Origin of the sequence: Micromonospora endophytica (assembly GCF_003236305.1) — a bacterium.
Taxonomy (GTDB): Bacteria; Actinomycetota; Actinomycetes; order Mycobacteriales; family Micromonosporaceae; genus Micromonospora; species Micromonospora endophytica.
Window position 1 is genome coordinate 1 of the sequence record NZ_POTX01000177.1, and the last position, 13,209, is coordinate 13,209.

Annotated in this window: 12 protein-coding genes and 2 tRNA genes; 9 read left to right on the forward strand and 5 right to left on the reverse strand. The window is 66.7% G+C overall.

The features are described 5' to 3' along the window. Nucleotides 1–437: 437 nt before the first annotated feature. On the forward strand, nt 438–1,823 hold the full coding sequence (locus C1I93_RS21890; RefSeq protein WP_111245174.1) for a hypothetical protein: 1,386 nt from the start codon (nt 438–440) through the stop codon (nt 1,821–1,823). Between the two features lie 14 nt (nt 1,824–1,837). Next, the gene (locus C1I93_RS21895) at nt 1,838–2,746 is read left to right on the forward strand and encodes a DNA adenine methylase (RefSeq protein ID WP_220039593.1); all 909 of its coding nucleotides are present in this window, start codon (nt 1,838–1,840) and stop codon (nt 2,744–2,746) included. A 397-nt stretch (nt 2,747–3,143) separates the two neighbouring features. Here the strand turns inward: C1I93_RS21895 and C1I93_RS31260 are convergent, their stop codons facing one another. The 3 genes from C1I93_RS31260 to C1I93_RS21905 all read right to left on the reverse strand — a co-directional run bounded on the left by C1I93_RS31260 (nt 3,144) and on the right by C1I93_RS21905 (nt 5,439). Further along, on the reverse strand, nt 3,144–3,500 hold the full coding sequence (locus C1I93_RS31260; RefSeq protein ID WP_146603551.1) for a hypothetical protein: 357 nt from the start codon (nt 3,498–3,500) through the stop codon (nt 3,144–3,146). 68 nt (nt 3,501–3,568) lie between these two features. Beyond that, the gene (locus tag C1I93_RS21900) at nt 3,569–4,114 is read right to left on the reverse strand and encodes a GNAT family N-acetyltransferase (RefSeq protein WP_111245175.1); all 546 of its coding nucleotides are present in this window, start codon (nt 4,112–4,114) and stop codon (nt 3,569–3,571) included. A gap of 14 nt (nt 4,115–4,128) precedes the next feature. Next, a complete protein-coding gene (locus tag C1I93_RS21905) occupies nt 4,129–5,439 on the reverse strand; it encodes an NsdA family TPR-like regulatory protein (RefSeq protein ID WP_111245176.1) in 1,311 nt (436 codons plus the stop codon). 662 nt (nt 5,440–6,101) lie between these two features. On the opposite strand from C1I93_RS21905, the gene C1I93_RS21915 reads away from it, so the two are divergent. Then, nucleotides 6,102–6,410 carry a DivIVA domain-containing protein gene (locus C1I93_RS21915; protein ID WP_223256771.1) on the forward strand — a complete coding sequence of 103 codons (309 nt, stop codon included), beginning with the start codon at nt 6,102–6,104 and terminating at the stop codon, nt 6,408–6,410. Between the two features lie 45 nt (nt 6,411–6,455). Here the strand turns inward: C1I93_RS21915 and C1I93_RS21920 are convergent. Then, a tRNA-Gly gene (locus C1I93_RS21920) sits at nt 6,456–6,529 on the reverse strand. 277 nt (nt 6,530–6,806) lie between these two features. Here C1I93_RS21920 and C1I93_RS21925 point away from each other — a divergent pair. The 6 genes from C1I93_RS21925 to C1I93_RS21950 all read left to right on the forward strand — a co-directional run bounded on the left by C1I93_RS21925 (nt 6,807) and on the right by C1I93_RS21950 (nt 12,240). Continuing rightward, nucleotides 6,807–6,880, forward strand: a tRNA-Pro gene (locus C1I93_RS21925). Nucleotides 6,881–7,045: 165 nt separating this feature from the next. Continuing rightward, complete coding sequence (tig, locus tag C1I93_RS21930) at nt 7,046–8,392, forward strand: trigger factor (protein ID WP_111245177.1); 1,347 nt, start codon at nt 7,046–7,048, stop codon at nt 8,390–8,392. Between the two features lie 170 nt (nt 8,393–8,562). Continuing rightward, nucleotides 8,563–9,204, forward strand: coding sequence for a ClpP family protease (locus tag C1I93_RS21935; protein ID WP_111245178.1), 642 nt, complete (start codon nt 8,563–8,565; stop codon nt 9,202–9,204). Between the two features lie 14 nt (nt 9,205–9,218). Next, entirely contained in the window at nt 9,219–9,881 is a 663-nt protein-coding gene (locus C1I93_RS21940) for an ATP-dependent Clp protease proteolytic subunit (protein WP_111245179.1), read from the forward strand. 207 nt (nt 9,882–10,088) lie between these two features. Further along, entirely contained in the window at nt 10,089–11,384 is a 1,296-nt protein-coding gene (gene clpX / locus C1I93_RS21945; RefSeq protein WP_111245180.1) for an ATP-dependent Clp protease ATP-binding subunit ClpX, read from the forward strand. Between the two features lie 58 nt (nt 11,385–11,442). Beyond that, the gene (locus C1I93_RS21950) at nt 11,443–12,240 is read left to right on the forward strand and encodes a carbon-nitrogen hydrolase family protein (protein WP_111245181.1); all 798 of its coding nucleotides are present in this window, start codon (nt 11,443–11,445) and stop codon (nt 12,238–12,240) included. Between the two features lie 4 nt (nt 12,241–12,244). Here the strand turns inward: C1I93_RS21950 and C1I93_RS21955 are convergent, their stop codons facing one another. Next, nucleotides 12,245–12,472: a hypothetical protein gene (locus C1I93_RS21955; protein ID WP_111245182.1), complete on the reverse strand. Its 228-nt coding sequence runs from the start codon at nt 12,470–12,472 to the stop codon at nt 12,245–12,247. Nucleotides 12,473–13,209 lie beyond the last annotated feature (737 nt).

The following is a 13,209-nucleotide window of genomic DNA, read 5'->3' on the forward strand; positions in this document are numbered from 1 at the left end:
CTCCCGATACAAACGCACCGCACGTTCACGCAGCTCATCGGGGTACTTCTTCGGTGCTGCCACGGATGACTCCCTTCAGCTCCATCAGAGCATGATCGAAAGCCTCCGAGCTACCGGGGGAACCTCAGCGGACGAGGGCCGTGAACCCCTGTCGATCGGTGTCAGCGACTAGCCTCCAGCGTCAAGGACTTGCCGTCCCGCACCAGCGGTTGACAGCTGTTGTCGTGCATCTCGCTGACTTCCTGCTGACTGGCCTCGATAAGGCGATGGTGTGCTCACCGGGCACTTCCTGAGGCGGGGATAGGTCTATACGGGGACAACCTGGATCCGTCTGCGCCCACGCCGAGTGCGCAGGCATTGCCGGATGGAGATGAGTATGTTTAATCTTGGCACCAACGCATCACAGTGTGTTACCTATCTGAAGATCGGGGTCCTTGATGCACGAGATGGTCCAGGTACCCCTCGCCGACTTGCTGTACGACCAACAGAACGCTCGGTTGGAGACCCCGCAGCCCAGTCAGCAGGCGACCGCACTGGCTCTCGCGAAGGCTCACGGCAAGTCGGTGTTGAAGCTCGCCGAGGACATCGTCAAGATGGGCCTGGACCCATCTTCTTTGCCGATCGTCGTGCCGACTGGCAGCCAGCGAGAGCAGTACAAGGTGCTGGAAGGTAACCGTCGAACCCTCGCCCTGAAAGCCCTTGAAACGCCGTCGCTGCTCGCAACGGCACTCGGCCCAGTCGAGAACCGCCGCCTGAACGCCCTGTCGCGCCAGTTCGCCAATCGGCCTATCAGCAAGGTGACCTGCGTTCTCTTCGACACCCAGGAAGAGGCTCTTCCATGGGTGATCCGCCGGCACACGGGCTATAACGACGGCGTTGGCTTGTCCGAGTGGGACGCTAATCTGACTGACATCTTCCTCACTCGCCATGGTGCGGCCGGCCGTACAGCCAGGCCGCGCAACCCCGGAGGACAGGTCCTCGACTTCGTCAACCGCATCGACGGTGAACACGGGCAGAGCAATAAAGGTCTCATGACCAACCTGGAGCGCCTCGTAAACACCCCGGAGGTGCGACAGGCGTTCGGCCTGGAAAGAATCGACGGTGTCCTGGTGTCGAAGTTGCCCGTGGAGGAGGTCATCAAGCCGCTACGCCGTGCGGTGGTCGACCTGCGCAGCGGCACGACCAGGGTTGGCGACATCTACACCAAGAAGGATCGCCTCGCCTACCTAGAGAAGCTGAAAGAAGAGAGCCCCGACGACCTGCCCGATCTAACCCGAGCGACAGCCGAACCAGTCACGCTCGATGACCTCAAGCCGGGTGCCACCCGCAAGCCGGCCAAAGCCACCCCCAAGCCCAAGGCCACTCCCAAGCCCAAGGCCACGCGGGTCCGTCGCAGCACCATGGTGCCCCCCGACTGCAGGGCCAACGTCACAACGCCGCGAATCAACGCTGTCTACAACGAGATCAGAACGCTCAACGTCGAGCAGTACCCCAACGCCTGTGGGGTGTTACTGCGAGTGTTCCTCGAACTCAGCGTGGACCACGAGATCCAGCGGGCGCAGCTGATGACTGACCAAGAGCGGACGACTGCCAACCTGGCCAAGCGGCTCAAGAAGGTGAGTGCCCACCTTGAGGCTTCCGGTAGGATTCCGCTCCAACTACGCCGAGCGGTCGACAGGATTGCAGACAGCCAGGCTGTGATCGCTGCCTCGGTGTTCAACATGAACCAGTACGTGCACAACGAGTACGTTTACCCGCGCCCACAGGAGCTCCAGACCGCGTGGGACGAGTTGCAGCCATTCGTCGAGAAGCTGTGGCCCTAGCACATCGAGAGGTCATGATGCTGCACTCCCCCGACAGGTACCCATCCCCCCTGCGTTACCCAGGCGGGAAGGGCAAGGTCGCCAACTTCCTCAAGCTGGTGTTCCTCGAAAACGACCTGCTTGGCAGCGAGTACGTCGAGCTCTACGCCGGCGGCGCCAGCGTTGCCCTCTCGTTGCTGTACGAGGACTTCGCCTCCCATGTGCACATCAACGACATCAACCGCAGCATCTACGCCTTCTGGAAGGTAGCCCTCGACGATCCGGAGGGGCTGTGCCGAGCTATCACCGACACTCCTGTGACCGTCGAGGAGTGGAAGCGGCAGAAGGCGATTCAGTCCGCTACCGACCCTACCGAGCTGGAGCTGGCCTTCTCCACGTTCTACCTCAACCGCACCAACCGCTCCGGCATCATCGCCGGCGGCATTATCGGTGGCCACGAACAACAGGGCGGCTGGAAGATCGACGCACGCTACAACAAGGCGGAGCTGTGTCGGCGGATCCGCAAGGTCGCCCGGTTCCGCTCTCGTATCAGCCTCACCGGCGCAGATGCGGCAGCAATGTTGGGTGACATCGCCACGCGACCGGCCCGGTCCACGTTTGTCTACCTCGACCCGCCCTACTACGTAAAGGGCAAGGGCCTCTACGACAACTTCTACAAGCATCAAGATCATGTCGATATCGCGCAGGCGGTTCAAGCCCTGCGCTGCCCGTGGGTGGTGTCGTACGACGCGGTGCCAGAGATCCTCAGCCTCTACGGCTCCATCCGGTCACTGCGCTACTCCCTCAACTACAGCGCCGCCGAGAAGCACCGCGGCTCCGAAGCAATGTTCTTCTCTCAGGACCTGGAGATACCGTCTACCGGCACCGCGGCCGGCATCACTGTGAAGCAGGTCAACCTAGCTCGCCAGGCCACCCTGATCTAGGACACTGGCCGCAGGCGCGGGTGTCAACCCTGAGGTGCCGCTCTCGATCGAAGGCAAGAGAATCCGGCGTCAAGCCATCCCGTCTGCCATCGATCCGCCCCTTGGGGGAGCGGCCACCGCCCGGCCCGCCACGTCAAGCGGGCCTTGACGCACGGACGCCCTTGCTGATCGGGCTGAGCCGGCTTTCGTGTTACGGACCGTGCCCCCCGGCCGACACCGCCCCATGCTTGGGGCTTGCCACGCGGACCTAGCGGCGCGTGACCTGCGCCGCGCCGCACAAGCGCGGCGCGGCCGGAGTCGGAGCGCCAGCGGAGCGACGGACGCGCGCCCAGGCGGCGGCGCGTGCGGCCCGTTCAGGGCCGCCTTGACCCTGTGCACAGACTTTGAACGCTGCCGCTTATTGACAGGCTCGTTGCAGCCGCTCGACCGCAACGAAGATCTGCTGTTCGGGACCTGGTCGGCTCGGTCGCCACTCAAGGAGTAGGGGGCGGGCGGTATCGAGGAGTCCTGCCAGCTCATCCGCTGTCGTCGGCTCGGGTAGCGCATCAAGCGCGGTGATTGCGCTCACGGTCGCCTGATGTCGATGAGCGTTCATGGGGGTGTCCTGCCAGCCGGGCGCGCTCCGCCACTCTTGCACGCGTTCGTACACCTCGGCTGCGGCAGATCGGATTAGGAATGCCCGCTCGCGAGGTGTGAGCGTTGGGGTGTTGGGGCGGCTGACGGGTTCCTGCGGCGGCGTGTCGGCGTCGCGCATGGCGGCGATCGTACCGGCGGCATGATCGAAGCCGGTTCGCGCGTGGTGGGACGGGTCCGGGCGGGCGGTCAGCCAGAGGCGGCAGTCCACTCCGGGGCGAGGATGGAGTAGAGCAGGGAGTCGCGCCAGGCACCGTTGGTGAAGACGTGGTCGCGGAGGCGGCCTTCGTATTGCATGCCGAGTCGTTTGGCGACGCTGATGGAGGCGGCGTTGTCGGGGCCGATGGCGGCGGTGATGCGGTGGAGCCGGAGTTCCTGGAAGCCGTAGTCGGTGATGGTGCGGGCGGCGTCGGTGGCGTGGCCGTGGCCCCAGTGGTCGGCGTTGATGGCGTAGCCGAGTTTGGCGGCTTGGTGGCCGGTGAGTCCGAGGCGGGCGAAGCCGATCATGCGGTCTTTCGGGTCGGCTACGGCTAGGTAGTACTCGGTGCGGGGGGTTTGCTGTGCGCGGGTGACTGTGCCTTCGATCATGGCGACGGCGGCGGTGTGGTCGCGGCTGTCGAAGGAGAGCCATTGGGTGACGCGGTCGTCGCCGATGATCGCCAAGGCGTCGGCCGCGTCATCGGGTCGCATTTCGCGGAGGGTGATGACGCGGCCGGGGATGGTGATCGGGTACATGCGGTGATGGTGCCTTATCGGGGTAGGGCGTTGGCGGGGGTGTGGGTGAAGTGTTCGATGCCGTCGATGAGGTCGCGGGCGTCGTTGGCGTGGCCGGTGCGGGTGATGGCTTGGTGGACGCGGCGGACGGAGTGGACGATGCCGTTGATGCGCTGGTCGGCGGGGAGTTCGAGGACGGGTTCGAGGGCGTCTGCGGCGGCGTCGAGTTCGCCGTAGGTGACGCGGGCGATGGCGAGGTTGGTGTGTGAGCCGGCTTGGTCGCCGAAGGCCCATGCGGGGTCGTAGCGGTCGGCGTACGCCTGGACGGCTTGCAGGGCGTAGCGCTCGGTGGCGGCGGCTTCCTCGGGGAGCCAGGCGAGGGCGTCGCTGGCGTAGTAGAGGGTGCGGGGCTGGTTGAAGGTGCAGATGCCGCCCATCTCGTCCATCTCATCGGGGCGCACGTGGGACCAGGCGTCGATGGATTCCTGGATGGCGGCCTTGGCGCGTTCGGCGTTGCCGAGTGCGGCGTAGGCGCGGGCGGCGCTGGCGGGTAGCCAGACGGCGGAGGTGCCGCCGGCTTGGGTGGCGTACTCGCGTCCGGCTTCGGCGTAGCGGACGGCTTCGGCGTAGCGGCCGGCCCAGTAGGCGACCAGGGATTGGAGGCCGCGGAGCCAGGCTTGCAGGCCGGGGTGACCAGCTTGGTCGGCGCAGAGCACGGCGGTGCGGGCTTGCAGCATGGCGGAGTGCGGGTCGGCCATGTCGTGGGAGACCTTGGCGAGCAGGCCGCTGGTGATGCCGGCGAGGAAGTGCAGGTCCCGCGATTGGGCTGGCTGTTGGCGACGTTCGAGCAGGGTGAACAGGGTGTCTTGGGTTTCGACCAGGTCCGGCAGGATCTGACTGACCGGGCGCTGTGGGTAGGCCAGGGCGAGGCGCTGCACGTCTTCGGTGAGCTGGGTGATGGCGGCCGGTGAGGTGGCTTCGGCGGCGAGCATGGCGTAGTGGCGGGCGCGTTGTGCGGCCATGGCGAGGAGTTTCCTTTCCGGGCCGGCGCCGAAGGGCTCGACAACGAGTTGTCGGCCTGGCGCAGGGGTCAACTGGTGGGATGCCCAGGGCTGCTGCAACTCGTCGACGGTCTTGCCGAACATGGCCTGCAACGCGCGCCGGGTGGCGGGTGTCGATGAGGCCAGGTCCCGTTCACCGCGCGCCAACCGGCCGAGGTGTCGGGCGCTGATCGCCGCACGGGGGTCCATGCGGCTGAACTCGTCGGCCAGTTCCTCGTACGTGCGGTCGCTCTGCTGGATCAGGTGCTCCAGCACGGTGCGAGGTTCGCGGCGGTCTCGGACCATCGTCGACGCCTTCCTGATGGGCTGTCTCCACGCTCGCCTGTCGGAGGTCCTGAACTCAATGCAGGTCCTCATGGTGTCCGCTCGATGTCCCCCAGAGGTGCAGGCTCGGGTCCTCGATCGGTCTCTGTCACCGGGTGTTCCATCTCCACATGGACGCATCACCCACCGCAATTGCATCCGCACCGAACGTAGAGGCATGCGGATCGACGCGGCAAGCGCGCCATTCCGGATCGACGGCGTCCTGAGCAGGGCCCGGGGCAGGCGCCGGTCAGGGACGCCGTCGGAAATGGCCACCAGCCCGCCTGCCTCGGTGCCCATCCATGCGAAGCGGAGGGAGGGGTCGTGATGGACCCGACGCCAGGTGACGTCTTCCACGTCGGTGCTGCGGCATCGGTGCAGTTCAGCGGCGTACGGTCGTTGACTTTCCGGGTTATCAAGGTGGGCGATCGGCCGACGTACCACGGGTGGGTCTGGCTGACCGGTTATGTCTTGGACCGGTCCGGCAATGCTGTGGATCGGCGGGAGATCTTCGTGCAGCGCGCGGGTCTGCGGCTGCTCGTGTCGGCTACCGCGCCCGCCGTCAGACGCGCACCACCTGGTCTTCGGAACAGTGCGGGGCGTCGGTTTGCACCGACGACGGTTTCGGCAGGGAGGAGTTTGCGGTGAGCAGGCATGCGGTCGGTGTCGTTCGCGCGGCATCGCGTATCGCCCGGCTGGATCCGGGTCAGGTGCGGCGGTTCCGGTTCCGTGGTGCTGCGTTCGGGCGACGTGGTTTGGCAGCGGAGCAGGTGTACGCCTTCTTGCGGGCGGTCGTCGACGAGTTGAGGGCGCGCGATGGCGTGGAAGCGGGCCTGCGTGCCGAGAACGCCCAGCTGAGGGTCGCGCTGCGCGAGTGGCAGAACCAGTGTGCCGGCCGAACGAACCGGCCTCCCAACGCGGGGCGTTGGCAGCCACCTAGACAGCCTGAATAGCCAGAGTGGCATGCCGAGAGCGCCGCTGACCTGGGCCGGTGTTGCTGGAGCGGGCGACGGGAATCGAACCCGCACCGTCAGTTTGGAAGACTGAAGCTCTGCCATTGAGCTACGCCCGCGTACGCCAGGAAACCTGGACGCGCCCGACAGCCTACCCAATGCCGACGGCGCCCGCGCGGCCGTATCCCGGCGCCGCGCCGTCATGATCCGCACAACTTCGGTGATGTTGCTGCCTCGGGCCGCACCGGAGGCAGCAACATCACCGAAAGTGTGGGAGCCGCCCACGATGCGTGCAGCGCACCGGTGGGTTGAATGTCGGCTTTGTCGTTGTTCGGCGCGTTGGGGGACGCCCCGGCACCCGGGTGTCGGGGGGACGGCATAGACTGCTGGTCGCCACGGGGTGTGGCGCAGCTTGGTAGCGCACTCGCTTTGGGAGCGAGGGGCCGTGGGTTCAAATCCCGCCACCCCGACTGCCGCAAGCGTGCGACAGCGCGCACCTGGGTGGCCGGCGCGTGGGGGAGCAGTGCCCGCGTCCGGCCCCTGGGTGCTGGTGGTCGTTCCCGCTGGCTCACCTACACTCGATGGGCTGAAAGAGCGCCCAAGACTCAACCGAGATCCCGTCAAGGAGTACGCCTGTGAAGAGCACCGTCGAGACTCTGAGCCCGACGCGCGTGCGGCTCGCCATCGAGGTGCCGTTCGTCGAGCTCGAGCCGAGCCTCAAGAAGGCGTACCGGGAGATCGGCCAGCAGATCCAGATCCCCGGCTTCCGTAAGGGGAAGGTGCCGCCGCAGGTCATCGACCAGCGGGTGGGCCGGGGCACCGTGCTGAACGAGGCGGTGCAGGAGGCGATCCCGCAGAACATCCTCTCCGCGGTCCGTGAGCACGACCTGAAGACCCTGGGCCGTCCCGAGGTCGAGATCACCGAGTTCAACGACGGTGACTCGCTGAACTTCACCGCCGAGGTCGACGTCCGGCCGGAGATCACCCTGCCCGACCTGTCGACGATCGAGGTCACCGTCGACGAGCTGAAGGTCGACGACAGCGAGATCGACGAGCAGGTGCAGGGCCTGCGCGAGCGCTTCGCCACCCTCAAGACCGTCGAGCGGGCCGCTGCCGAGGGCGACTACGTCCAGCTCGACCTGCGGGCCACCGTCGACGGCGAGGAGGTGCCGGGCGGTTCGGCCACCAACATCTCCCACGAGGTGGGCAGCAAGCAGCTGCTCCCGGGCCTGGACGAGGCCGTCGTCGGTCTCGCCGCCGGCGAGGACACCACCTTCACCACCCAGCTCGTCGGTGGCGACTTCGCCGGCCGGGACGCCGACGTCGTGGTGACCGTGCGGACGGTCAAGGAGAAGGAGCTGCCCGCGCTGGACGACGACTTCGCCCAGCTGGCCAGCGAGTTCGACACGATCGAGGAGCTGCGTGGCGACCTGCGTGAGCGGGTCACCCGGGGCAAGCGGGTCGAGCAGATCTACGCCGCCCGTGACAAGGCGCTGGAGCAGCTCGTCGAGGCCGCCGACGTGCCGGCGCCGGAGGGCGTGATCCGCGACGAGGTGGAGAGCCGCAAGCAGGCGATGGCCGACCAGCTGGAGCGCATCGGCGCCTCGATGGAGGACTACCTCGCCGCCGAGGAGAAGACCGAGGAGCAGATCGACGCCGAGCTGACCGAGGCCGCCACCCAGGGCGTCAAGGTCCAGCTGCTGCTCGACACCCTCGCCGACGCCGAGGACGTGCAGGTCTCCGACGACGAGTTCGGCCACGAGATCGTGCACCGCGCCCAGCGTGCCGGCATGGCGCCGCAGCAGTACTACGACCAGCTGGTCCGCTCGGGTGCCGCCGGCGCGGTCTACGGCGACGTCCGGCGGGGCAAGGCGCTGGCCGCGATCATGGAGCGCATCACGATCAAGGACGAGGCCGGCAACGTGGTCAGCCTGGACGCGCTGCGTGAGGCGAGCGAGGCGGAGCACGGCCACGAGCACTGATCGCCGGGTGGGGCCACCGTCCGCCGGTCGCGGTGGGTGGTGGCCCGATCCCTTTCCGGGTACGCCTTCGGCGGGTCTGCGCTGAGAGCGAACAGTGCCCGGAGCGGGCTTCTGGCCCCCGGCCGAGCGGTTAGTGTCGGACAGGACGGTACGGAGAGCGAAGGGCTGCCATGACCGACATGCACATCCCACCGACGTCGCGCCGGGCGATCGATGCCCGCGGTGGCGACTCAATTGGCAACCTCGACGACTCGGTCTACAACCGGTTGCTCAAGGAACGCATCATCTTCCTGGGCAGCGAGGTGAACGACCAGGTGGCCAACCGCATCTGCGCGCAGCTGCTGCTGCTCGCCGCGGAGGACCCGGACCGGGACATCTTCCTCTGGATCAACTCGCCGGGTGGTTCGGTCTACTCCGGCATGGCGATCTACGACACCATGCAGTACATCGACAACGACGTGTCGACCGTGGCGATGGGCATGGCGGCCTCCATGGGCCAGCTGCTGCTCTGCGCGGGCACCAGGGGCAAGCGCTACGCTCTCCCGCACGCGCGGATCATGATGCACCAGCCCTCCGGCGGGATGGGCGGCACCGCCGCCGACATCGCCATCCAGGCCGAGCAGATGCTCTACACCAAGCGGATGTTCCAGGAGCGGGTCGCCTTCCACACCGGGCAGTCCCCGGCGCAGATCGAGGCGGACTCGGACCGGGACCGCTGGTTCACCGCCCAGGAGGCCGTGGACTACGGCTTCATCGACAAGGTGATCACCGGGGCCGCCCAGGTTCCCGAGGGCGCCGGGACCCTGAGCTGATCGAGGAGCAGACGATGACCGACCTGAGCCTGCCGCCGCAGTTCGCGGCCGTGCACAACCGTTACGTCCTGCCGTCCTTCGTCGAGCGCACCTCGTACGGGGTCAAGGAGTCCAACCCGTACAACAAGCTCTTCGAGGACCGGATCATCTTCCTCGGGGTCCAGGTGGACGACGCGTCGGCAAACGACGTGATGGCCCAGCTGCTCACCCTGGAGGGGACGGACCCCGACCGGGACATCATCATGTACATCAACTCGCCCGGCGGCTCGTTCACCGCGATGACGGCGATCTACGACACCATGCAGTACGTCCGCCCGGACATCCAGACCGTCTGCCTGGGCCAGGCCGCGTCGGCGGCGGCGGTGCTGCTCGCGGCGGGCACCCCGGGCAAGCGGATGGCGCTGCCGAACTCGCGGATCATCATCCACCAGCCGGCCACCGAGGGCGGCTACGGGCAGGGCTCGGACATCGAGATCCAGGCCCGGGAGATCCTGCGGATGCGGACCCAGCTTGAAGAGATGCTCTCCCGGCACTGCAACCGGGCGGTTGACCTGGTCCGTAAGGACATCGACCGGGACAAAATCATGACGGCCGAGGAGTCCCGCGAGTACGGGCTGGTCGACACGATCCTCAGCAGCCGCAAGAAGGGTCTACTGGCCGCCAACGCAGCCAGCTGACCGGTACCGGGCCAGGGGTCGGTCGGTTCTGTCGCCGGCCGACCTCTGACACACCCGTTTTGGGGGTCGGAGAAACCTCCGCCAGCGGGTAACGTCGGGTCCGTACCACTTGGTCGGGCGATCGACGGGGTGGGAAGAATGACGGGCGGACGCAGCGTTCGCAGGTCGTGGCCGGGGCTCCGGCCGATGAGTGCAGGGAGAACGTAGGTGGCACGGATCGGTGACGGCGGCGACCTACTCAAGTGCTCCTTCTGCGGCAAGTCGCAGAAGCAGGTCAAGAAGCTCATCGCGGGCCCTGGGGTCTACATCTGCGACGAGTGCATCGATCTCTGTAACGAGATCATCGAAGAGGAGCTGGCCGAGTCCGGCGAGGTGAAGTGGGAAGAGCTTCCCAAGCCGATGGAGATCTGCCAGTTCCTCGACACCTACGTCGTGGGGCAGGAGCAGGCCAAGAAGGCGCTCTCCGTCGCGGTCTACAACCACTACAAGCGGATCCAGGCCGAGGCGGCGAACGCGCCGGGCGCCAACAACGACGGCGTCGAGCTGGCCAAGTCCAACATCATGCTGCTCGGCCCGACCGGATGCGGTAAGACCCACCTGGCGCAGACCCTCGCTCGGATGCTCAACGTCCCGTTCGCCGTCGCCGATGCCACCGCGCTGACCGAGGCGGGCTACGTCGGTGAGGACGTGGAGAACATCCTCCTCAAGCTGATCCAGGCCGCCGACTACGACATCAAGCGCGCCGAGACCGGCATCATCTACATCGACGAGATCGACAAGATCGCCCGCAAGTCGGAGAATCCGTCGATCACCCGGGACGTCTCCGGTGAGGGTGTCCAGCAGGCACTGCTGAAGATGCTCGAAGGCACCGTGGCGAACGTCCCACCGCAGGGCGGCCGCAAACACCCCCACCAGGAGTTCATCCAGATCGACACCACGAACGTGCTGTTCATCTGCGGTGGTGCCTTCGCCGGCCTGGACCAGATCATCGAGGCCCGTACCGGCCACGGTGGCACCGGCTTCGGCGCCCGGCTGCGGGCCGTCTCCGAGCGCTCCACCGACGACATCTTCGGCCAGGTGATGCCGGAGGACATGCTCAAGTTCGGGTTGATCCCCGAGTTCATCGGCCGCCTCCCGGTGATCACGAGCGTTCGCAGCCTCGACCGCACCGCGCTGGTCCGGATCCTCACCGAGCCCCGCAACGCCCTGGTCCGGCAATATCAACGCCTCTTCGAGCTGGACGGCGTCGAGCTGGAGTTCGAGCGCCCGGCGCTGGAGGCCATCGCCGACCAGGCGATGCTGCGCGGCACCGGTGCCCGCGGCCTGCGCGCCATCATGGAGGAGGTGCTGCTCTCCGTGATGTACGAGGTGCCCAGCAACCCCGACGCCGCCCGGGTGCTGATCAGCCGTGAGGCGGTGCTGGAGAACGTGAACCCGACAATCGTGCCGCGTGAGTTCACCGGGCGTCGGGCCCGGCGCGAGCGCGAGGAGAAGTCGGCCTGAGTAGGCCGCTGCCGGCTGAGCCTGCCCTCGACCCTCCTCCGCCCGTACGCTGACAGTCATGCGTGTCGCCGTCTGCCAGCTGAACTCCCGCGACGACCGGAAGGCGAACCTCGCCACCGCCGAGACCTTGATCGACCGTGCGGCAGACGCCGGCGCGGACCTGGTGCTCCTTCCGGAGTACGTCGACTATCTCGGTCCCGGTGCCGGCATGCCCGCTCCGGAACCGGTCGACGGAGAGGTCGGCAGGTTCTTCGCCGACGCGGCGCGGCGGCGCGGCGTCTGGCTCATCGCGGGTTCCTTCCACGAGGCCGGTCCCGATCCCGAGCACACCTGGAACACCACGCTGGTCTTTGACCGCTCCGGTGCCCTCGCCGCCACCTACCGCAAGATCCACCTGTACGACGTGGAGATTCCTGGCCGCGTCTCGTACCGCGAGTCGGCGACGGTGGCCCCCGGCGACCGGACGGTGGTGGTCGACGTCGAAGGGCTCCGTGTCGGGTTGTCGATCTGTTACGACCTGCGTTTCCCTGAGCTGTACCGGGAGTTGGCCACCGACGGCGGCGCTCACCTCCTGGTGGTGCCGGCGGCGTTCATGATGCACACCGGGCGTGATCACTGGGAGGTGCTGCTGCGCGCCCGGGCGATCGAGAACCAGTGTTTCGTCGCCGCGGCCGGCCAGACCGGAGATCACGAGCCGGGTCGCACCTGTTACGGCCGCAGCATGGTGGTCGACCCGTGGGGGACGGTGCTGTCCCAGGTTTCCGACGGCCCCGGGTTCGCAGTCGCCGAGATCGACCTGGACCGCCTCGCCCGCATCCGTGCCGAGCTGCCGAGCCTGGCCAACCGCCGGCTCTGACCGGCTATCCCTGGAGCAGCACACCGATCACCGCGAAGCCGACGATGGCGGCGGCGGTGACCAGCAACGCCGTGCTCATCCTGGAGGGGCCGCGCCGGGCCAGTCGCCCGATCGACACCACCACCGCGAAGAGTACGAACGCTCCGATGATCAGCTGCCAGAAGGGCAGCAGGAGGCCGAGTAGGGCGTCCTCGGCGAGGACCGGGCTGGCAGGCCGGGACACGTCATCCATGCCAGACACTCTGGCACGCTCACGTCCACCGCGGTCCCCACCGCGAGTACTGGATGTTGTCGGGTGGGGGGCGTCGGAGGCTGAATGCCGCAGCGCACCCGGTGACCCGACGCACCCAGCCCGTACCGGGCAGCTACGCATCGACAGTGAGTGATTTGCCTTCTCCGGGGCGGACGCGTAACTTTCTCTCTGCACGCGGGAGGCCGGGGCAAACCGGCCGAGAACGGGCACCAGGAACACGGCGACAACATCGACGTGAGACTGGGACCGGGCGGTGCGACGGATCTCCATGAGATGGAGTTGCGATCGCGAAGCCGACCGGCTAGAGTGCTAGAGCCGGCAGGGAGCCGGGCGGGTTTCCGAAAGGCGATCGGCCGGTCTGCGGCTCTCCACGATAGAAACGACCGCCGCAAGGCGTGCGTCAACGTGGGCCATTGAGCGAGCGGAAAGCGACCTGATTCTTCAGGTTGACCTCGAAGCGCGACTCGGATAGTTTGGAGCGGTTGCCCCAGATCTTAATCCCTTAGCTGGGACGCGGTTTGGTGTGTGGTTGTTCTTTGAGAACTCAACAGGGTGCTTGATAAGCCAGTGCCAATTGATTTATTGCCCTGTGCTGGTTGGGTCTTCGGATCTGGCTGGTTTGGGATTCCTTTGGCAACATTTTGTTTGTTGTCGGGATGGATTGTTCAACAGGTTTTTGTTGGAGAGTTTGATCCTGGCTCAGGACGAACGCTGGC